This is a genomic window from Streptomyces sp. NPDC001606, from assembly GCF_053596835.1.
Genome location: NZ_JBSFHC010000013.1, coordinates 188,656 through 208,295 on the forward strand (window position 1 = coordinate 188,656; position 19,640 = coordinate 208,295).

General features: G+C 71.0%; 17 protein-coding genes and 3 tRNA genes. 13 read left to right on the forward strand and 7 right to left on the reverse strand.

The window, feature by feature from the left end; translation table 11 throughout:
* The first annotated feature begins 164 nt into the window (after positions 1-164).
* From ACWCV9_RS23875 to ACWCV9_RS23885, 3 genes are all read left to right on the forward strand, one after another.
* A complete protein-coding gene (locus ACWCV9_RS23875) occupies positions 165-1,997 on the forward strand; it encodes a hypothetical protein (protein WP_450789350.1) in 1,833 nt (610 codons plus the stop codon).
* A gap of 275 nt (positions 1,998-2,272) precedes the next feature.
* A complete protein-coding gene (locus ACWCV9_RS23880; RefSeq protein WP_450789352.1) occupies positions 2,273-3,751 on the forward strand; it encodes a N,N-dimethylformamidase beta subunit family domain-containing protein in 1,479 nt (492 codons plus the stop codon).
* A gap of 70 nt (positions 3,752-3,821) precedes the next feature.
* Positions 3,822-4,721 (forward strand): phosphoribosylaminoimidazolesuccinocarboxamide synthase, encoded by a 900-nt coding sequence (locus ACWCV9_RS23885; protein ID WP_450789354.1) that lies wholly within the window; start codon positions 3,822-3,824, stop codon positions 4,719-4,721.
* Between the two features lie 65 nt (positions 4,722-4,786).
* Here ACWCV9_RS23885 and ACWCV9_RS23890 read toward each other — a convergent pair.
* From ACWCV9_RS23890 to ACWCV9_RS23905, 4 genes are all read right to left on the reverse strand, one after another.
* Positions 4,787-4,862: transfer RNA gene (locus ACWCV9_RS23890), tRNA-Gly, on the reverse strand.
* A gap of 369 nt (positions 4,863-5,231) precedes the next feature.
* Positions 5,232-5,304 (reverse strand) — tRNA-Gly (locus tag ACWCV9_RS23895).
* A 79-nt stretch (positions 5,305-5,383) separates the two neighbouring features.
* A tRNA-Gly gene (locus ACWCV9_RS23900) sits at positions 5,384-5,455 on the reverse strand.
* A gap of 198 nt (positions 5,456-5,653) precedes the next feature.
* A complete protein-coding gene (locus tag ACWCV9_RS23905; RefSeq protein ID WP_385841383.1) occupies positions 5,654-5,971 on the reverse strand; it encodes a histone-like nucleoid-structuring protein Lsr2 in 318 nt (105 codons plus the stop codon).
* Positions 5,972-6,280: 309 nt separating this feature from the next.
* On the opposite strand from ACWCV9_RS23905, the gene purS reads away from it, so the two are divergent.
* The 8 genes from purS (at position 6,281) to purM (ending at position 15,228) form a co-directional block, all read left to right on the forward strand.
* Positions 6,281-6,553 (forward strand): phosphoribosylformylglycinamidine synthase subunit PurS, encoded by a 273-nt coding sequence (gene purS / locus ACWCV9_RS23910; RefSeq protein WP_385841381.1) that lies wholly within the window; start codon positions 6,281-6,283, stop codon positions 6,551-6,553.
* Positions 6,550-7,230, forward strand: a complete 681-nt coding sequence (gene purQ / locus ACWCV9_RS23915) for a phosphoribosylformylglycinamidine synthase subunit PurQ (protein WP_450789356.1) — start codon at positions 6,550-6,552, stop codon at positions 7,228-7,230. Before purS ends, purQ begins: the two co-directional genes overlap by 4 nt.
* Entirely contained in the window at positions 7,227-9,485 is a 2,259-nt protein-coding gene (gene purL, locus ACWCV9_RS23920) for a phosphoribosylformylglycinamidine synthase subunit PurL (protein WP_450789358.1), read from the forward strand. Before purQ ends, purL begins: the two co-directional genes overlap by 4 nt.
* Positions 9,486-9,745: 260 nt before the next feature.
* Positions 9,746-11,035 (forward strand): hypothetical protein, encoded by a 1,290-nt coding sequence (locus ACWCV9_RS23925; RefSeq protein ID WP_450789359.1) that lies wholly within the window; start codon positions 9,746-9,748, stop codon positions 11,033-11,035.
* Between the two features lie 59 nt (positions 11,036-11,094).
* On the forward strand, positions 11,095-11,892 hold the full coding sequence (locus ACWCV9_RS23930; RefSeq protein WP_450789361.1) for a sterol carrier family protein: 798 nt from the start codon (positions 11,095-11,097) through the stop codon (positions 11,890-11,892).
* A gap of 35 nt (positions 11,893-11,927) precedes the next feature.
* Positions 11,928-12,395 (forward strand): META domain-containing protein, encoded by a 468-nt coding sequence (locus ACWCV9_RS23935; RefSeq protein WP_450789363.1) that lies wholly within the window; start codon positions 11,928-11,930, stop codon positions 12,393-12,395.
* Positions 12,396-12,596: 201 nt separating this feature from the next.
* Complete coding sequence (gene purF / locus ACWCV9_RS23940; protein WP_385841374.1) at positions 12,597-14,126, forward strand: amidophosphoribosyltransferase; 1,530 nt, start codon at positions 12,597-12,599, stop codon at positions 14,124-14,126.
* A gap of 34 nt (positions 14,127-14,160) precedes the next feature.
* Positions 14,161-15,228 (forward strand): phosphoribosylformylglycinamidine cyclo-ligase, encoded by a 1,068-nt coding sequence (gene purM, locus ACWCV9_RS23945; RefSeq protein WP_450789365.1) that lies wholly within the window; start codon positions 14,161-14,163, stop codon positions 15,226-15,228.
* A gap of 129 nt (positions 15,229-15,357) precedes the next feature.
* On the opposite strand, the gene ACWCV9_RS23950 is transcribed toward purM, so the two are convergent.
* Complete coding sequence (locus ACWCV9_RS23950) at positions 15,358-15,612, reverse strand: DUF3073 domain-containing protein (protein ID WP_385841371.1); 255 nt, start codon at positions 15,610-15,612, stop codon at positions 15,358-15,360.
* A 305-nt stretch (positions 15,613-15,917) separates the two neighbouring features.
* Complete coding sequence (locus ACWCV9_RS23955) at positions 15,918-17,024, reverse strand: Leu/Phe/Val dehydrogenase (RefSeq protein ID WP_450789366.1); 1,107 nt, start codon at positions 17,022-17,024, stop codon at positions 15,918-15,920.
* 224 nt (positions 17,025-17,248) lie between these two features.
* Here ACWCV9_RS23955 and ACWCV9_RS23960 point away from each other — a divergent pair, with 224 nt between their 5' ends.
* Both ACWCV9_RS23960 and bldC read left to right on the forward strand, forming a co-directional pair.
* Positions 17,249-18,091, forward strand: coding sequence for a hypothetical protein (locus ACWCV9_RS23960; protein WP_450789367.1), 843 nt, complete (start codon positions 17,249-17,251; stop codon positions 18,089-18,091).
* 518 nt (positions 18,092-18,609) lie between these two features.
* Positions 18,610-18,816: a developmental transcriptional regulator BldC gene (gene bldC, locus ACWCV9_RS23965; protein WP_003949541.1), complete on the forward strand. Its 207-nt coding sequence runs from the start codon at positions 18,610-18,612 to the stop codon at positions 18,814-18,816.
* 471 nt (positions 18,817-19,287) lie between these two features.
* On the opposite strand, the gene ACWCV9_RS23970 is transcribed toward bldC, so the two are convergent.
* The gene (locus tag ACWCV9_RS23970; protein ID WP_450789369.1) at positions 19,288-19,473 is read right to left on the reverse strand and encodes a DUF6274 family protein; all 186 of its coding nucleotides are present in this window, start codon (positions 19,471-19,473) and stop codon (positions 19,288-19,290) included.
* Positions 19,474-19,640 lie beyond the last annotated feature (167 nt).

Genomic DNA, 19,640 nt, shown 5'->3' on the forward strand with positions numbered 1-19,640 from the left:
ATCGCCCATACGGCTGACGGGGGCCGGGCCCCCAACTAGGGTGCCGCGCAAGCGTTCCGGCACTTGGCCCACCGGCATTGCGATGTCAGTGGCGGGTGCCACAGTGGGGGAGTGAGCAAGACCAGGACGGCACGGCATCGGCAGGGAGGGGGCGAGGACGGCTCGTGACCGGGATCGGTATGGAGATGGGCGCGCAGGCCGCGCGCTCCCGCGCCCTTGCCGTGCTGCGGGTCCGGGGCCGGGCGCTGGCGGTGGCCGTGCTGCCCGCGGGCGCCGCGGTCATCCTGCTGGCCGGTGGCTCCACCGGCCATCTCGTCGGCCCCGGCTGGGACGCGGCCCGCTGGATCGTGGGCGTGCTCGCCGTGCTGGTGCTGCTGGCCGCGGCCGGCGTCGCCCTGGTCGTGGCCCGCGCCCGCCCCGCCATGAGTCCCACGGTGCCGATCCGGGAGGAGTCCGCCCCGGACCTGTACCGGATGGTGCGGGATCTGGCCGACCGGCTGGACGTGCCCGCGCCCTCGGCCATAGCGCTCACCCCGGACTGCGACAGCTGGCTGGAGGACCGCAGCCGCTCGGCCCACGGCCCGCCGCCGCGCCCGGCGCCCGACGGGCCGGCGCCCCCGGGCCGTCGGCACCGCGCCCCCGCGGCGCCGGTGCTGGTCATCGGCTCTCCGTTCCTGTGGTGGATGCGCGTCGGCGAGCTGCGCGCCGTCCTCGCCCCGGTCGTCGCCGGTACGGGCCCCTCGGCCCACCCCGACATAGCCGCCGCCCGGCGCTTCGTGCGCGGGCTGGACGCGGCGGTGGCGGTCGCCTCGGCGCAGGGCCGCCGCCCGCTGGCCCGAGGGGTGTGCGGGGCGCTCGGCTGGGTGGCGCGGCTGATGCTGCGCGGCTGCCAGGAGCATGCGACGCAGATGGAGCGCGGGGTGGCGGCCGCGGCGGCGGAGCGGGCCCAGTCGGTGGACTACGGCCTGCGGATCGTCGCCCAGGAACAGGTCGGCCTCGCCTACGCGGGCTGGGACCGGCTGCTGACCCGGGTCGCGCTGCCCGCCTGGCGGATGGGCCGCTGGCCGTCCCGGCTGGACGCGGGGGTGGTGGCCGCGCTCACCGAGCTGTCCCGCCGCGACCGCCTCGCCGAGGGCTTCGCCTCCCGGCTCGGCGAGCGGCCCGCCTGCGACCTCCTGGAGGAGCCCGGCTCGGTGGACGAGGCCACCTCCCTGCTCGCCGCCCGCCTCTTCCACGGCGGCCCCGCCGAGCCCGGCCCCGACTGGGCCCCGGTCGACTGGCAGGCGTACCCGGAGGAGGTGGTGGACCGCACCTGGCGCGCGGACGCGGCCCGGCTGCACCGGGTCCTGGACTCCCTCGGCGTCCGCCCCTCCCTCGACCCGGCGGCCCCCGACCCCGGCGGACCCACGCTGGCCCGGGTCCTGGACCACCTCACCGAGCCCCCGCTGGAGGACCCGCCCCTCGCCCGGCCCCCGCACCCCCACACTGCCGCCGGCCCGAACCCGGACACCGAGCCGTACGACGCCGACGGCTACCCGGGCCCGTACGACGCCGACGGCTGCCCGAACCTGGACGACGACGAGGACACCGACCCCGGCACCGAGCGCAGCGCCGCGCTGGCCGCCGGGCTCTGCGCCCAGCTGGCCCGCGAGGAGGCCGCCGCGCCGGCCGGCCCCGGCACCCCCGGCCAGGGCCCCGAGAGCGCCCTGTGGGACGGCGGCGGACTTCCGCTGTCCCCGCTGCAACCCCCGCGCACGGCACGGGAGTTGCTCACCGATCACGTCACGGCGATGGTGTGCTGTGCGGCCGTCGACACCGCCGGCGCGGTCCCGGCCCTGGACTGGCTGGACGGCCCGGCACTGCTGCTCGACGGTGAGCGGGCCGCCGATCTGGCACCCCGCGTGCTCCGCCTGATCGAGGAGGGAGACCCGGGCCCGCTGCGCGACTGGCTGGCCGCGTCCGGGATACGTCCGGAGAAGCCCGTACGACTCGTCTGAGAGCCCTGGTCCGACGGTCGTATCACCCGCTGTAACGGAGCAGGGACTTCCACTTCAGGTCAATTCGCAACGACTAGTGACCGGGCCCGTGCGTTATGTGATGTGCTGGGACGACCACGCCCTTGGCAAAGGCGTGCGACATACGACAGCACAGCCGGGCACCGTGCGCCGGCCGCGCCCGCCGAGCACCACCCCAGCACCGCGAGCGATCACCACCGACCACCACCGTTCACCGTCGACACAGCACACGGGGGCACGAGGGAGGGGAAGCGACCATGGCCTCGGACCACATCCCCCGCTGGGAGTCCGGAGCACTCGCGCACGCCGTCACGGACCCCTTCGGCCTGGGCCCGGTGCCCTGGCTGCGCGGAAGCGAGACCTACTACGACTCCGGCGCCATCCTGCCCTGGTACGTCGACCCGGGCCCGCAGCAGCTGACCGGCGTGCGCACCGCCCCGCGCATCCCCGGCCCGCGCTCGGCCGACGACGTGCACCGGCAGATCAAGGGCTTCACCGCCACCGGCGCGGTCGCGCCCGGCGAGGCGATCGACTTCCACGTCACCGTCGACCCGCCGCAGGAGTTCGGTGTCGACGTCTACCGGATCGGCCACTACGGCGGCGACGGCGCGGCCAAGATCACCACCAGTCCCCGGCTGTCGGGCATCGTGCAGCCGCCGCCGCTGGCCGCCGACCGCACCGTCTCCTGCCACCACTGGTGGCTGTCCTGGCGCCTCCAGGTGCCCGCCCACTGGCACACCGGCGCCTATGTGGCCGTGCTGACCACCGCCGACGGCTACCGCTCCCATGTGCCCTTCACGGTCCGCGACGACCGCCCGGCGGACCTGCTCCTGCTGCTGCCGGACATCACCTGGCAGGCGTACAACCTCTATCCGGAGGACGGCCGCACCGGCGCCAGCCTCTACCACGCCTGGGACGAGCAGGGCCGGCTGCTGGGCGAGGCGGACGCGGCCACCACGGTCTCCTTCGACCGCCCCTACGCCGGCGCCGGCCTGCCGCTGCACGTCGGCCACGCCTACGACTTCATCCGCTGGGCCGAGCGCTACGGCTACGACCTGGCCTACGCCGACGCCCGCGATCTGCACGCCGGACGCGTCGACCCCGCCCGCTACCGGGGCCTGGTCTTCCCCGGCCACGACGAGTACTGGTCGGTGCCGATGCGCCGGGCCGTCGAGGACGCCCGGGACCAGGGCACCTCGCTGGTGTTCCTGTCCGCCAACACCATGTACTGGCAGGTGGAGTTGGCCCCCTCGCCGTCCGGCGTCCCGGACCGGCTGCTGACCTGCCGCAAGCGCAAGGGCCCTGGCAAACCGGTGCTGTGGCGGGAGATCGACCGGCCCGAGCAGCAAGTGGTCGGCATCCAGTACGCGGGCCGCGTCCCCGAGCCGCACCCGCTGGTCGTCCGCAACGCCGGCCACTGGCTGTGGGAGGCGACCGGGGCGGTCGAGGGCGACGAGATCCCGGGGCTGGTGGCCGGTGAGGCGGACCGCTACTTCCCGCGCACCCCGCTGCCCGAGCACGACGAGCGCATCCTGCTCGCCCACTCGCCCTACACCGACACCGCCGGCGTCCTGCGCCACCAGGAGACCTCCCTCTACCGGGCTCCCTCCGGCGCCTGGGTGTTCGCCTCCGGCACCTTCGCCTGGTCCCCGGCGCTGGACCGCCCCGGCCATGTGGACCCCCGTATCCAGCGCGCCACGGCGAACCTGCTGGACCGCATCTGCAAACGCGACTGACCCCTGACCGAAACCCATCGCCCCCGTAAGGGAGAATCGAGGCACTTGGACAGAACCACGGGGAGGAACCGTGTCCGGATTCGTAGAAAAGCCCGAGCCGATTCAGGTTCCGGGCCTGGTGCACCTGCACACCGGAAAGGTGCGCGAGCTGTACCGCAACGAGGCGGGCGACCTCGTGATGGTCGCCAGCGACCGTATGTCCGCCTACGACTGGGTGCTGCCCACGGAGATCCCCGACAAGGGGCGCATCCTCACCCAGCTCTCCCTGTGGTGGTTCGACCAGCTGCGTGACCTGGCCACCAACCATGTGATCAGCACCGAGCTGCCCGAGGGCGCACCCGCCGACTGGGCGGGCCGCACGCTGATCTGCAAGTCCCTGGAGATGGTCCCCGTGGAGTGCGTGGCGCGCGGCTATCTCACCGGCTCGGGTCTGGTGGAGTACGACGAGTCCCGGACGGTCTGCGGTCTGGCCCTCCCCGAGGGCCTGGTGGACGGCTCCGAGCTGCCCGCCCCGATCTTCACCCCGGCCACCAAGGCCGAGGTCGGCGAGCACGACGAGAACGTCTCCTACGAGGAGGTCGCCCGCCAGGTCGGCGCCGAGACCGCCGCCCAGCTGCGCCAGGCCACCCTGGCGGTGTACTCGCGCGCCCGGGACATCGCCCGTGAGCGGGGGATCATCCTGGCGGACACCAAGTTCGAGTTCGGCTTCGAGGGCGAGACGCTGGTGCTGGCCGACGAGGTCCTCACCCCGGACTCCTCCCGCTTCTGGCCGGCCGACCAGTGGCAGCCGGGCCGGGCGCAGCCGTCGTACGACAAGCAGTTCGTCCGGGACTGGCTGACCTCCGCCGAGTCCGGCTGGGACCGCAAGAGCGAGCAGCCGCCGCCGGAGCTGCCGGAGCACGTCGTGGCCGCGACCCGGCAGAAGTACGTGGAGGCCTACGAGCGGCTGACCGGCACCCGCTGGTCGTAGGGCGCGCCGACGGAATGCCGTAGAACACGAAGAAGCCCCCCGGTGGAAGCCGGGGGGCTTTTCTCTGGAGCGGACGACGAGGCTCGAACTCGCGACCTCAACCTTGGCAAGGTTGCGCTCTACCAACTGAGCTACGTCCGCCTTGCGCCGTGGCGCGAGAGCAACTATACCCAACCCGGCGGGGGTGCGGGACACACTTCCGCGGAGAGGTGCTCGGCGCCCGATCCGGCGGTGGTGGGGAAGGGACGCTCCCGCGATCTCCCCGAGTTCGCCCGGCCGGCCTTCCGGCGGTCAACTTCGGCCTGCTGTCAGGGCTTTCGCCGTCCCCTACGGGATGTCCCGCGAGTCCTCGGCGCCGAACGCGCGGCCTTTCCGGTGTGCCCGGGGAAGGCGTGGATGTGGCGACGTTCACAGGTGTTCGAGCGGGGGCGTTCGAGTGGATCGCTCTGATATCGGAAGTGCGCGCGCATAGAAAAGACCCCGGTCCAGAGGACCGGGGTCTTTTTCCCGAGCGGACGACGAGGCTCGAACTCGCGACCTCAACCTTGGCAAGGTTGCGCTCTACCAACTGAGCTACGTCCGCACTGCTCCCGACCGGCTCCCACCGATCGGTGCGAACACCAGCCTACCTGATCCACAAGAGTGGTTCTGACCGGTGTCAGAGCGGGTGACAGGAATCGCACACTGCGCCTTCCCCCTGGAAGGGGGATGTTCTACTACTGAACTACACCCGCATGTCCTTGGGATCCGGCCTTTCGGCCTCGCCCCTCGGCGTGCTCCAGACATTAGCTGATCAGCAGGGGGGTAGCGCAAGTCGGCTCCCCGTGGAGCGCCCGCGCACCATCGCCGGGCCCAAGTGAACGGCCCTCAGGGAGCGCTGACGGACCCTGAGGGCTGCCCCTTCGCGGGCTCGGCCGGCCCCGGGGCGGGGCTCACTGCGCGGCGCTGAACGCCTCGTAGACCTTCTTGGGGATGCGTCCGCGCGCGGGGACGTCCATCTTGTTGGCCTGTGCCCAGGCGCGGACGGCCGCCGGGTCGGGTGCGACCTCGGTCTGCTTGTACGCCTTGCCGGACCGCGAGCGCTTGCGGCCGGCCTCGACGTAGGGCGCGAGCGCCGTACGCAGTTTCTTGGCGTTGGTTTCGTTCAGGTCGATCTCGTACGACTTGCCGTCGAGTCCGAAGGCGATCGTTTCCGCCGCTTCAGAGCCGTCGATGTCGTCGAAGAGAGTGACCACGACCTTTTGCGCCACGAATATCGGTCCCTTCGTGCGGCACGTCGATACAGCTCAACGCGATGACGTGCCGAGTATCGGCTATTGCCAATTCATTTGTACAGTGCCCGGCAATGCAAAGTGAAGCCCGACTAAATCCCTCCGCGTGTCCCGGATCAATAGGTCTCGCGGGCGGACTGGGGAACTTTCCCAGAATTTTTGCTGAGCGTACGGCTTCGACACCCGATCGTGATGCGCCTCACGTAGTTTCCTACAACTCTACCCGCGTAGAAATTTTGTGCGGGTAGTCTGAAGGAACCTGCTCAGCACCACACACCGGGAGTGCCAGTGGCACGCGTCGTAGTCGACGTCATGCTCAAGCCGGAGATCCTCGACCCCCAGGGCCAGGCGGTCCAGCGTGCGCTGCCGCGCCTGGGATTCGAAGGGATCTCGGACGTACGTCAGGGAAAGCGTTTCGAACTGGAAGTTGACGGGCCGGTTGACGAGGCCGTGCTCGCCCGCATCCACGATCTTGCGGAATCCTTCCTCGCCAACACCGTGATCGAGGACTTCACCGTCAAGGTGGAAGAGCCTGCGGAAGTCGCGGAGGCGGCCAAGTGACCGCTCGTATTGGCGTCGTCACTTTCCCGGGCAGCCTCGACGACCGGGACACCCAGCGCGCGATCCGCCTTGCGGGCGCCGAGCCGGTCGCCCTGTGGCACAAGGACAGGGACCTCAAGCAGGTCGACGCCGTGGTGCTGCCCGGCGGCTTCTCCTACGGCGACTATCTGCGGGCCGGGGCCATCTCCCGGTTCTCGCCGGTGATGGACTCCGTGATCGAACAGGCGAAGGCCGGTCTGCCGGTCCTCGGTATCTGCAACGGCTTCCAGATCCTCACCGAGGCCCACCTCCTCCCGGGCGGGATGCTCGGCAACGACCACCTCCACTTCATCTGCCGCGACCAGAAGCTGCGGGTGGAGAACGCGGAGACGGCCTGGACCGGCGACTACCGCCAGGGCCAGGAGATCCACATCCCGCTGAAGAACATGGACGGCCGGTACGTCGCCGACGAGTACACGCTCGACAAGCTGGAGGCGGAGGGCCGGGTCGTCTTCCGTTATCTGGACTTCAACCCGAACGGTTCGCTCCGCGACATCGCCGGCATCACCAACGAGGCCGGCAACGTCGTGGGCCTCATGCCCCACCCGGAGCACGCCGTCGAGCCGCTGATCGGCACCGGCCGCACCGACGGCCTCCCCTTCTTCACCTCGATCCTCAAGAAGCTGGTCAACGCATGAGCCGGACGCCTCTGGACACGGTCGAGCACGCGGCCGCGACCCCCGACGTCGAGCTGCCCTGGGCCGAACTCGGCCTGAAGAAGGACGAGTACGAGCGGGTGGTGGAGATCCTCGGCCGCCGCCCGACCGGCGCCGAACTCGCCATGTACTCGGTCATGTGGTCCGAGCACTGCTCGTACAAGTCCTCCAAGGTCCACCTGCGCCAGTTCGGCGAGAAGGCGCCCCAGTCGGACGCCATGCTCGTCGGCATCGGCGAGAACGCGGGCGTGGTGGACGTCGGCCAGGGTTACGCCGTGACCTTCAAGGTCGAGTCGCACAACCACCCGTCGTACGTCGAGCCCTACCAGGGCGCGGCCACGGGTGTCGGCGGCATCGTCCGCGACATCATCGCGATGGGCGCCCGCCCGGTCGCCGTGGTGGACCCGCTGCGCTTCGGCGCGGCCGACCACCCCGACACCAAGCGCGTCCTGCCGGGCGTGGTCGCCGGCATCGGCGGCTACGGCAACTGCCTGGGCCTGCCCAACATCGGCGGCGAGGTCGTCTTCGACGCCTGCTACCAGGGCAACCCGCTGGTCAACGCGGGCGCCATCGGTGTGATGCGGCACGAGGACATCCACCTGGCGAAGGCCTCCGGCGCGGGCAACAAGGTCATCCTGTACGGCGCCCGGACCGGCGGCGACGGCATCGGCGGCGCCTCGATCCTCGCCTCGGAGACCTTCGACGACGCCAAGCCGTCGAAGCGCCCCGCCGTCCAGGTCGGCGACCCCTTCCAGGAGAAGCTCCTCATCGAGTGCACCCTGGAGGCGTTCCGGGAGAAGCTGGTCGTCGGCATCCAGGACCTCGGCGCGGCCGGTCTGTCCTGCGCCACCTCCGAGCTGGCCTCCAACGGCTCCGGCGGCATGACCGTCACCCTGGACGACGTGCCGCTGCGCGACTCCACGCTCTCGCCCGAGGAGATCCTCATGAGCGAGTCGCAGGAGCGCATGTGCGCGGTGGTGGAGCCCGAGAAGGTCGACCGCTTCCTGGAGATCTGCGAGAAGTGGGACGTCATCGCCACCGTCATCGGTGAGGTGACCGACGGCGACCGGCTGGAGATCTTCTGGCACGGCGAGAAGATCGTGGACGTCGACCCGCGCACGGTCGCCCACGAGGGCCCGACCTACGAGCGCCCGTACGCCCGTCCCGACTGGCAGGACGCCCTCCAGGCGGACGACGCGAACAAGCTGCCGCGCCCGCAGACGAGCGAGGAGCTGAGGGAGCAGGTCCTGAAGCTGGTCGGCTCCCCGAACCAGGCCTCCAAGAAGTGGATCACGTCGCAGTACGACCACTTCGTGCAGGGCAACACGGTGCTGGCGCAGCCCGAGGACTCGGGCATGATCCGCATCGACGAGGAGAGCGGCCTCGGCGTCGCCATCGCGACGGACGGCAACGGCCGCTATGCCAAGCTGGACCCGTACACCGGCGCCCAGCTGGCCCTCGCGGAGGCGTACCGCAACGTCGCCACCACCGGTGCGAAGCCGCTCGCGGTCTCCGACTGCCTGAACTTCGGCTCGCCCGAGGACCCGGCGGTGATGTGGCAGTTCGCCGAGGCCGTGCGCGGTCTGGCGGACGGCTGCCTCCAGCTCGGCACCCCGGTGACCGGCGGCAACGTCTCCCTGTACAACCAGACGGGCGAGGCCGCCATCCACCCGACCCCGGTCGTGGCGGTCCTCGGTGTGATCGACGACGTCGCGCGCCGCACCCCGGTCGCCTTCCAGGAGGAGGGCCAGCTGCTCTACCTCCTCGGCGACACTCGCGAGGAGTTCGGTGGCTCGGCCTGGTCCCAGGTGATCCACGACCACCTGGGCGGTCTGCCCCCGAAGGTCGACCTGGAGCGGGAGCGGCTGCTGGCCGAGATCCTGATCTCCGCCTCCCGCGACGGCATGATCGACTCCGCGCACGACCTGTCCGACGGCGGTCTGATCCAGGCCGTGGTCGAGTCGGCCCTGCTCGGCGGGAAGGGCGCTCGTCTGGTCGTCCCCGACGGCCTGGACGCCTTCACCTTCCTGCTGTCCGAGTCGGCCGGCCGTGCGATCGTCGCCGTGCCGCGCTCGGAGGAGGTCCGCTTCAACGACATGTGCGGTGCGCGTGGTCTGCCGGCCACCCGGATCGGTGTCGTCGACGGCGACTCGGTGGACGTCCAGGGCGAGTTCACCCTCTCCCTGGAGGAGCTGCGCAAGGCCCACGAGGAGACGATCCCGGCGCTCCTGGCGTAAGCGGTCGTACGACCTGAGGGCCCGCCCGGCACCGTCCGGGCGGGCCCTTCGCCGGTGAATGTGGCGGAGGTCGCATCCGGCGGTACGCCGTCAAGCCAACCTGACGGCTGATCGCAATGCGCGTAGACACCGGTGCGGTCGTGTGCCACCGGGGACCGTGGGCCCGGCCGGTCCGGTACTAAATGACTGAAAAATGAAGTAATGCCCGGCGGGCGCACTACGGTTGCGGCGGTTGCTGTTCCACCGAGAGGACACCCCTCATGACCGCCGCCGACAGCACGCCGAGAACGGCCCGGATCCTCACCGGCTACCGCGCCGAGGACGGCTTCGTGGCCGTACAGCTGAATCCGCCCCCCGCCGAGTACGTCTGGCACGACGAGGACGCCGAGCAGCAGGAGGAGCGGTACGGCCCGGGGGCCGGCTACCACCAGTGGCTGGCCGTCGATGTGAACAGCGGCACGGTCTGGTTCGGCGACGTCGACTGGCGGGCCCCGCGCGAGCAGCTCGACAGCCGGCTCCCGGGCGTGCCGCGCGGGGCGCTCGACGACGGGGCACTGCCCGCCCCCGGTGTGCTGGTGCACCTGCTGACCCACCTGTCCCACGACGAACAGCAGGGCTACTCCTGGCACTTCTTCACCGCCGAGGAACTGCACGGGCTCTGCTTGCGGATCCTGCCCGCCGTGCAGCGGCTGGTGGACTCGGTGCACCGGGTGGGCCCGGCCGGGGAGTTGGAGTGGTCCGCCGAGGCCGCCACCGCCTGGGACGACATCGAGCAGGCCGCGACCTACGCCTTCGACGCCTCCGGGGCGGTCGTCTGGCCCCGGCTGCGGATGAGCCCGGTGCCGGACCGGCGGGTCGAGGTCGGCACGTTCCTCGCCCGCAACCCCGGTCTGTGCGACCCCTCCTGGGCCACGGCCACCGATGCCGAACTGGACGCCTACGCCGACTACCGGCCCGAGCCGGACCCCGAGACCGGCTCCGGCTCCGGCTATGGCGGGGTGCCGGGGCGGATCTGCCAGGACAGCGGCCTGCGGATCGAGGAGGGGTACCGCTTCTACGGCCACCGCGCCGCGCTGTACGCCTGGCGCGCCCGGGCCTGCGGCGACCGCACCCCGACGGAGGCCCGGGGCTGGCTGGAGGCGACGGAGGCGGGCCGGCGCACCTGGGAGGCGGCCAAGCCGCCCGGGGCCACCCTCGCCGATGTGCCGGACTGCGTGCTGGGCGCCCTCGCCGAACGCTTCCAGAACGCCGCGGGCGAGGAGGGCCTGGTCCTCACCGGCCTGCCCGGCTATCTGTGGCAGATGCGCGCCGAGGAACGGGCCGCCGTCGACCGGCAGCTCGTGCAGGAGGGCGAGGAGGTGGAACGCCTCGAAGGGATGCTCAGGGACTTCCGCGCCGCCCGGAACCGCACCGTGACCCGCGTGCTGGCGTGGGGCGACGGACGTGACGACACGGAGATAGCCCGCCTGGCCGCCCTGTCCCCGTCTTGCGTCCGCGAGTGGCGCGAGCGCCTGACCGCCGACCAGGACGCGGCGACTCCGCAACGGTGACCGGCGGCGCCCCGGAAACGCCCTGAAGAGCGCCGCCCCGACGGCATAAGCTCGCCGGCATGTCCCCGGCCAAGAAGCGCGCCCGCAGCTACGACCCCGCCCGGACCCGTGCCGCGGTCCTCGCCCAGTTGGGCCATGTCCGCACGGCCGTGCGCGGTCTCGGTCCGGAGCAGCTCGCGCTGCCCACCCGGCTCGGCGCCTGGACCGTCACCGAGCTGGTCGCGCACATCGGGATGGCGGTCACCGCCGTACACCGGGCCCTCGCCCTGCCCGCGCCGGCCCGTGCGGACGCCGTCCTGCTCGACTGGCCCTTCGCCACCTCGGCCAGTTCCGCCGCGATCGACGAGTTCACCCGCGCCCTGGCCGCCGAACACCCCGACCTCGACGCCTATCTCGCGGACGTCGACGCCACCCTGCGCGAGCTGCTCGCCGAGCACCCCGGCAGCCGGCTGCTCACGACCAACGCGGGCGCGCTGTCCCTGGACGACTACCTGGTCACCCGGGCCGTCGAACTCGTCGTCCACACCGACGACCTGGCCGCCGCCGTACCCGGCCTGGAGATCCCGTACGACCGGCAGGCCCTGGCCGCCACCACCCGGCTGCTCGCCGACGCGCTCGCGGTGAAGGCGCCCGGCGGCTCGACCGAGGTCCGGGTGCCGCCGTACGCCGTCGTGCAGTGCGTCGAGGGGCCCCGGCACACCCGTGGCACCCCGCCCAACGTGGTGGAGACCGACCCGCTGACCTGGACCCGGCTCGCCACCGGGCGGCTGGCCTGGGCGGACGCCGTCGCGGCGGCGAAGGTCAGCGCGAGCGGGGAGCGGGCGGACATCGGGGGCCTGCTGCCGCTGATGAGCTGAGGGAACCGCCCCGGCCGGCCGGGCGTCGAACCACCATGAACCGGTACAAGCAGCACCTGGCCTCCGCCACCGCCACCCTGCTCCTGCCGCTCACCCTGGCCTGCGCCGGCAACCCGGCGCACAGTGGTGCGGTGACCTCACAGGCGATCCCACGGGAACCGGTGACCGGCGTCGAGTGGCGGGTCGAGAGCCTCACCGCCGACGGCACCACCCGGCCCGCCCCCGCCACCGCCCGGCTGCGCATCGACGCGGACGGCCGCGCGGCGGGCAACCTCGGCTGCAACGGCTTCAGCGCCGAGGCCACCGTGCACGGCGACCGCGTCACCTTCGGCGGTCTGCGGACCACCCGAATGGCCTGCGACCCGGCGCGGATGACCTTCGAACGGGCCCTCGCCCGGACCCTCGCCGGGCACACCCTCACCGCCGCCCGCGACCACGACCGGCTCGTGCTCACCACACGTGACGGAGACCTCGTACGCCTCGTGCGCACCACCGCCGAATGATGTGCGACACCTCACTCGCGGATACGACGGAGGGCGCCACGGGCCGCCCGCACGCCCCGCCCACGGGCCGCACCCACCACCATCACACCGCGCTGACCTGCATAAACTCAGGATCCGCCAAACTGATCGGTATCCTCCGCCCGGTTACGGGCGGGTATCCCCAATTCGGACCAGTGGTCGACCTCGCCTACACTCGGTGGCGTGCCACGTGGTGACGGTCGACTCAATCACGATCTGCTTCCCGGCGAAAAAGGCCCCCAGGACGCTTGCGGCGTCTTCGGTGTCTGGGCTCCGGGCGAAGAGGTCGCAAAGCTCACGTACTTCGGGCTCTACGCCCTCCAGCACCGGGGTCAGGAATCCGCGGGAATCGCGGTAAGCAACGGCTCCCAGATCCTCGTCTTCAAGGACATGGGACTGGTCTCCCAGGTCTTCGACGAAACCTCTCTCGGTTCGCTCCAGGGTCATATCGCGGTCGGACACGCCCGCTACTCGACCACCGGTGCCTCCGTGTGGGAGAACGCCCAGCCGACGTTCCGCGCCACCGCGCACGGCTCGATCGCGCTCGGCCACAACGGCAACCTGGTCAACACGGCGCAGCTCGCCGAGATGGTCGCCGACCTCCCGAACGACAACAACAGCCGCTCCACCCGGGTCGCGGCCACCAACGACACCGACCTGCTGACGGCGCTGCTCGCCGCCCAGGTCGACGCGGACGGCAAGCCGCTGACCATCGAGGAGGCCGCTCACACGGTCCTTCCGAAGGTGCGCGGTGCCTTCTCCCTCGTCTTCATGGACGAGCACACCCTCTACGCCGCCCGTGACCCGCAGGGCATCCGCCCGCTGGTCCTCGGCCGCCTGGAGCGCGGCTGGGTGGTCGCCTCGGAGAGCGCCGCCCTCGACATCTGCGGCGCCAGCTACGTGCGCGAGATCGAGCCCGGCGAGTTCGTCGCCATCGACGAGAACGGCCTGCGCTCCTCCCGGTTCGCGGAAGCGAAGCCCAAGGGCTGTGTCTTCGAGTACGTCTACCTGGCCCGCCCGGACACCGACATCGCCGGCCGGAACGTGTACCTCTCCCGGGTGGAGATGGGCCGCCGGCTCGCGAAGGAGGCGCCGGTCGAGGCCGACCTCGTCATAGCGACCCCGGAGTCCGGCACCCCGGCCGCGATCGGCTACGCCGAGGCCTCCGGGATCCCCTTCGGCGCGGGTCTCGTGAAGAACGCCTACGTCGGCCGGACCTTCATCCAGCCCTCGCAGACCATCCGCCAGCTGGGCATCAGGCTGAAGCTGAACCCGCTGAAGGAAGTCATCAAGGGCAAGCGCCTGGTCGTCGTCGACGACTCCATCGTGCGAGGCAACACCCAGCGGGCCCTGGTCCGCATGCTCCGCGAGGCCGGCGCCGCCGAGGTCCACATCCGGATCTCCTCGCCGCCCGTGAAGTGGCCCTGCTTCTTCGGCATCGACTTCGCCACACGCGCGGAGCTGATCGCCAACGGCATGACGATCGAGGAGATCGGTACCAGCCTCGGCGCCGACTCGCTCTCCTACATCTCCATCGACGGCATGATCGAGGCGACCACCATCGCCAAGCCGAACCTGTGCCGTGCCTGCTTCGACGGCGAGTACCCGATGGAGCTGCCGGACCCGGAGCTGCTCGGCAAGCAGCTGCTGGAGACCGAGCTGGCCGCCGGGCCCGCCGCCACGGCCGCGGCCGACGCCATCCGTCGCCCGTAGACCCCCGCAGTACGACACGAAAGCTCTCACAGTCATGTCTGAGACAACTGGTGCCAGCTACGCAGCAGCGGGCGTCGACATCGAGGCGGGCGACCGCGCCGTCGAGCTCATGAAGGAGTGGGTGAAGAAGACGCAGCGTCCCGAGGTCCTCGGCGGCCTCGGCGGCTTCGCCGGCCTCTTCGACGCCTCCGCCCTCAAGCGCTACGAGCGCCCGCTGCTCGCCTCCGCCACGGACGGCGTCGGCACCAAGGTCGACATCGCGCGGCAGCTCGGTGTGTACGACACCATCGGCCACGACCTGGTCGCCATGGTCATGGACGACATCGTGGTGTGCGGTGCCGAGCCGCTGTTCATGACCGACTACATCTGCGTCGGCAAGGTGCACCCCGAGCGGGTCGCGGCGATCGTCAAGGGCATCGCGGAGGGCTGTGTGCTGGCCGGGTGCGCCCTGGTGGGCGGCGAGACGGCCGAACACCCGGGTCTGCTGGGCGAGGACGACTTCGACGTCGCCGGCGCCGGTACGGGCGTCGTGGAGGCCGACCGGCTGCTGGGCGCGGATCGTATCCGCACGGGTGACGCGGTCATCGCCATGGCGTCCTCCGGTCTTCACTCGAACGGGTACTCCCTGGTCCGCCATGTCCTGCTGAAGACGGCCGGGCTGGCCCTGGAGGCGGAGATCGCGGAGCTGGGCCGCACCCTCGGCGAGGAGCTGCTGGAGCCGACGAAGATCTACTCGCTGGACTGCCTGGCGCTGACCCGTACGACGGATGTGCACGCCTTCTCGCACATCACCGGCGGCGGGCTCGCGGCCAACCTGGCCCGGGTGATCCCGGACGGGCTGCACGCCACCGTCGACCGCTCCACCTGGACCCCGGGTGCGATCTTCGACCTGGTCGGCAGGACCGGCAACGTCGAGCGCCTGGAGCTGGAGAAGACGCTGAACATGGGCGTCGGCATGATGGCGATCGTCCCGCAGGAGTCGGTCGAGGTGGCCCTCACGACGCTGGCCGACCGGGGTGTCGAGTCCTGGGTCGCGGGCGAGATCACCGAGCGTGGCGCGCAGGAGACCGGCGCGGAGCTGGTGGGGGACTACGCCGCCTGACCGGGTGCCGCCCGTTCGCGCGGGCGGCTGCACGGACCGTTGTGCGGACCGTTGTGCAGACCTTTGTGCGGACAGCACAGAAGCCGGTCGGTGGCGGTGCCACCGACCGGACTGTTGCTCAGCACAAGGTCAAGCGCCTCGACGGTGCTGTGAGGGACCCGCGTCCTCGTCGTCTTCGTCGTCCTCGTAGAGGTCGGCGTAACGGGAGTACAGGTCGTCGTCGTCATGCTCATCGGCGTCTTCGAAACGGTCGCCGTTCGGCGACTGGTTCGACGTCGATGCGCCCAGCTCCTCGGCCAGGCGTGAGAGGTCCGTCCCACCGCTGTTGTACTTCAGCTGGCGGGCGACCTTCGTCTGCTTGGCCTTGGCCCGGCCGCGCCCCATGGCTCGACCCCCTCAACGACGGGGCTCGACGGCCCCAGAGTCTGACACGCGTTCATGTTCTGGAACGGACTCTCCATGGAGAGGCCGGTCCGTAGGGCTTCCACGGTACCTGAGCCCGCGCCCATACGGTACGTCGCCCGCAGCACGCGCGTGTGCCCAGGACCTTCGAGGCGCCCTGTCCTCGCTGGTCAGTGGCGATTTTAACCACTTATCGGGGAACGACCCGCCGACGGAAGTGAGAGTTCTCTCGAAGTCCCACCGGCGGGTACCGCTCATATGTGCGATCGATTCCGGCTCGGACCGGCTCAGCCCGCGGCGCCGGCGGCCCGCGCCTCCGCCATCCGCTGCTCCGCGATCCGGTCGGCCGCGGCGGCCGGCGGGATCCCGTCTTCCTTCGCACGTGCGAATATGGCCAGCGTGGTGTCGAAGATCTTCGCCGCCTTGGCCTTGCACCGGTCGAAGTCGAACCCGTGCAGCTCGTCCGCGACCTGGATGACCCCGCCCGCGTTCACCACGTAGTCCGGCGCGTAGAGGATCCCGCGGTCGGCGAGGTCCTTCTCCACACCCGGGTGGGCGAGCTGGTTGTTGGCCGCGCCGCACACCACCGAGGCGGTGAGCACCGGGACGGTGTCGTCGTTCAGGGCGCCGCCGAGCGCGCAGGGGGCGTAGATGTCCAGCCCCTCGACCCGGATCAGCTCCGCGGTGCCGGCGACCGCCGTCACGCCCTCGGGGTGCTGGTCGAGGATGCGCTGGACGGCGTCCGCGCGCACATCGGTGATCACGACCTCGGCGCCCTCGTCGCGCAGGTGTCTGACCAGGTGGTGGCCGACCTTGCCGACACCGGCGACGCCGACCTTGCGGCCGCGCAGCGAGGGGTCGCCCCACAGGTGCTGGGCGGAGGCGCGCATGCCCTGGTAGACGCCGAAGGCGGTGAGCACGGAGGAGTCGCCGGCGCCGCCGTTCTCCGGGGAGCGGCCGGTGGTCCAGCGGCACTCGCGGGCCACCACGTCCATGTCGGCGACATAGGTGCCGACGTCGCACGCGGTCACGTAGCGGCCGCCGAGCGAGGCGACCATACGGCCGTAGGCGAGCAGCAGCTCCTCGGTCTTGTCGCGCTCCGGGTCGCCGATGATCACGGCCTTGCCGCCGCCGTGGTCGAGCCCGGCCATGGCGTTCTTGTACGACATCCCGCGCGCGAGGTTGAGGGCGTCCGCGACGGCCTCGGCCTCGGTGGCGTACGGGTAGAAGCGGGTGCCGCCGAGGGCCGGGCCCAGGGCGGTGGAATGGATGGCGATGACGGCCTTCAGACCGGTCGCGCGGTCCTGGCAGAGCACGACCTGCTCATGGCCTCCCTGGTCCGAGTGGAAGAGGGTGTGCAGGACATCAGCAGGTGCGCCGGTTACGTCGGTCACTGTGGTGACTCCTGTGTACATAGCGGCGGGTGGGGCCGGACCCCGTACGGGTGGCGGGGTGCCGTGGCATGAGCGTAGAGCCTTGGCACGACCACCATCCGTGCAGTGTTCAGGATCACTCTCCCGCGCCCGTTCCGCACGTATGAGCGTGGCACGATTTGCAGTGGTTTTGCCGCGGTTTCCGCCGCGGTTTTCGAGCCGGGCCGGGTGGGGAGGGAGCAGGCGTGCCGAAGGTGTCCTCCGTGGTCGTCCCCTATGCCGCGTATCTGCGCGTGTACGAGCCGCTGGGCGCCTTCCCGGAGCCCGAGCGCAGCCACTGGGCGCGCTACGCCCGCCGCCCCGAGCGCCCCTCCTACCAGGACGAACTGCGCCGCTCCCTGGCGGACTTGCTGCCCACCCCGCCGGTCGCGGTGCCGGTGCACGAGAGCGGCGACGCCTTTGTGCTGGAGCTGGACGGGGTGGTCTGCGTCTGCCCCTGGCGGACCCGGCTGCGCGGCTGGCAGGCGCTCGGCGAGCTGGCCGAGGAGCTGCCGGCGGCGGTGCTGGACGCGGTGCTGCCCCCGCTGGTGCGCCACCAGGCGGCCCAGGACTACGAGCGCTGGCTCGCCCGCAATCCGGACGCCCGCCCGTGGATCCGCACGGCGACCTGGCAGGTGCCGCTGAACTGGTTCGTGCTGGTCTCGGACGAGGAGCGGCGCTACGACCCGGGCACCCCCGAGCTGCCTCCGGTGCTGCACTACCGCACCCCGATGGTCCAGGCCCGGCGCCGGGTGGCGCGGGCGCTGCGCACGCTGCGGGACACCGTCGACGAGGGCCCGCTGATCGACGGCGTGGTGGACGTCGGCCGCTGGCTGGAGGAGTTCCACCCGCGCTCGCTGGTCGAGCTGGACTACGGCGGTCTGGTGCACGTGGTGCCGGCGGGGCAGCTGTCGGACGACCACTCCGCGGCGGACGTGGCGGCCGGCATCGAGGCGCTGCGCCGGGGCGACGGCGGGGCGGCCGGGGAGGCGTACACCCGGCTCGTGGAGCGGTGGCGCACGGTACGGGACCGGCGCTCCGCGAACTGAGTGACGTAGGTCACGGCTCGAACGGCCTCGAACGACGTACGGTCTAGGGCACTTGACGGTGTGACGGGACGTTGGTCCCGATCCGGACTTTCACGTCAAGGGTGACGGACTGCACTTACACGGCCCTTGCGCCTCTTGCCGCCCCTCGTGCCAAAATAGGACAAGGAGCCCGGGGAGGGCTCTCACCGTCCAACTATGCTCCACTGTGGGCGGAATCTCCGCATTGCACGCTTTGGGGGGTCTCGTGACTCCTGATCGTCCTGTGACTGATCGTCACAGTGGCGTGACTGTCCGCTATGGCATGGTCCATCGGCTTCCGTCGCTGATGAACACCTGGGAGGGCAATTCCATCGGTTTGGCCGACGGGGCTGGACAGATGGTGTAGTTGTAGTGCCGAGGACAAGCCGTTCGTCCTATAACCGACTCGACTCGCGTCCGCCATTTCGGGCAACGCGGGTCAAGGTGCAGAATTTAGAGGAAAGAACCGAGAAGGTTCGGTTCTCCCGAGGAGGCCGCTCATGACCGCTCGCACCCCTGATGCCGAGCCGCTGCTGACCCCGGCTGAGGTCGCCACCATGTTCCGTGTCGACCCCAAGACGGTCACGCGGTGGGCGAAGGCCGGCAAGCTCACGTCCATTCGCACGCTCGGCGGACACCGCCGCTACCGCGAGGCTGAGGTCCGCGCTCTGCTGGCGGGCATCCCGCAGCAGCGCAGCGAGGCCTGAACAACTGCATAACCGGGCAAAACGGCAGGTCCCCCAACTGGCCGTGGTGCCCGAACCCCTAGCTCCAAGCGACGCGGGACCTGCCCCAACAGGTCCCTCGCCCAAGCCGAAGAGAACGTTGCAGGCAGCGACACAGGGTGCGTCGTAGATCGCGCTGGACTCCGCCGAGTCCAGCGCGATCTTTTTTGTGCGCCGGGCGCTGGCGTGGGGGCGGGCCGGTGAGCGGGCTTGTCGGAGTCTGGGGAGGGCTGTCGGAAGCGCTGTGCGGTGCCCCTCGGGGAGGTGCAATTGCACATATTAAATTGACCTGTTGTAGGGAGGGGTTAAGTTCCACCATTTCAAAAACACATGCGGTGACTCCTGTCACACGCCTGGGTGCTTGTCGCCGGTGGCCCTCATCCACTAATGGAATCACCTGTTCCAGATTCCCACGCCTGCAAGGGCGTTGGGGCATCCGCAGGCTTCCTCGGGTCACGCGCTCCCGGGAGCTTCGTCCGCCTCTTCCTCGCCCTCCGGGGGCAGCGGGCCGGCGGCCATGGCGAGCCGCAGGAGGTGGTGGCAGACCGGGCAGTGCCGGGTGAGGTGCCGATACGACGAGGCGGCCGCCAGATGCGCCCTCAGGAGCGCCCGCGTCTCATGCCTGACCGATGCCGCCATACGCCACCTCCGGAGCCCCCCACGGCGGAACGGACCCTGCTCCCTGGTTACCGACGGAACCCACCCCCGTCAACCCCGGCTCCCCGACGCAGACACGAAGAAGGGCCCTCATCCGCTGGGGTGAGGGCCCTGTCTCGGGGGCGGTCCCCGGTGCCGGAGCATGAGGA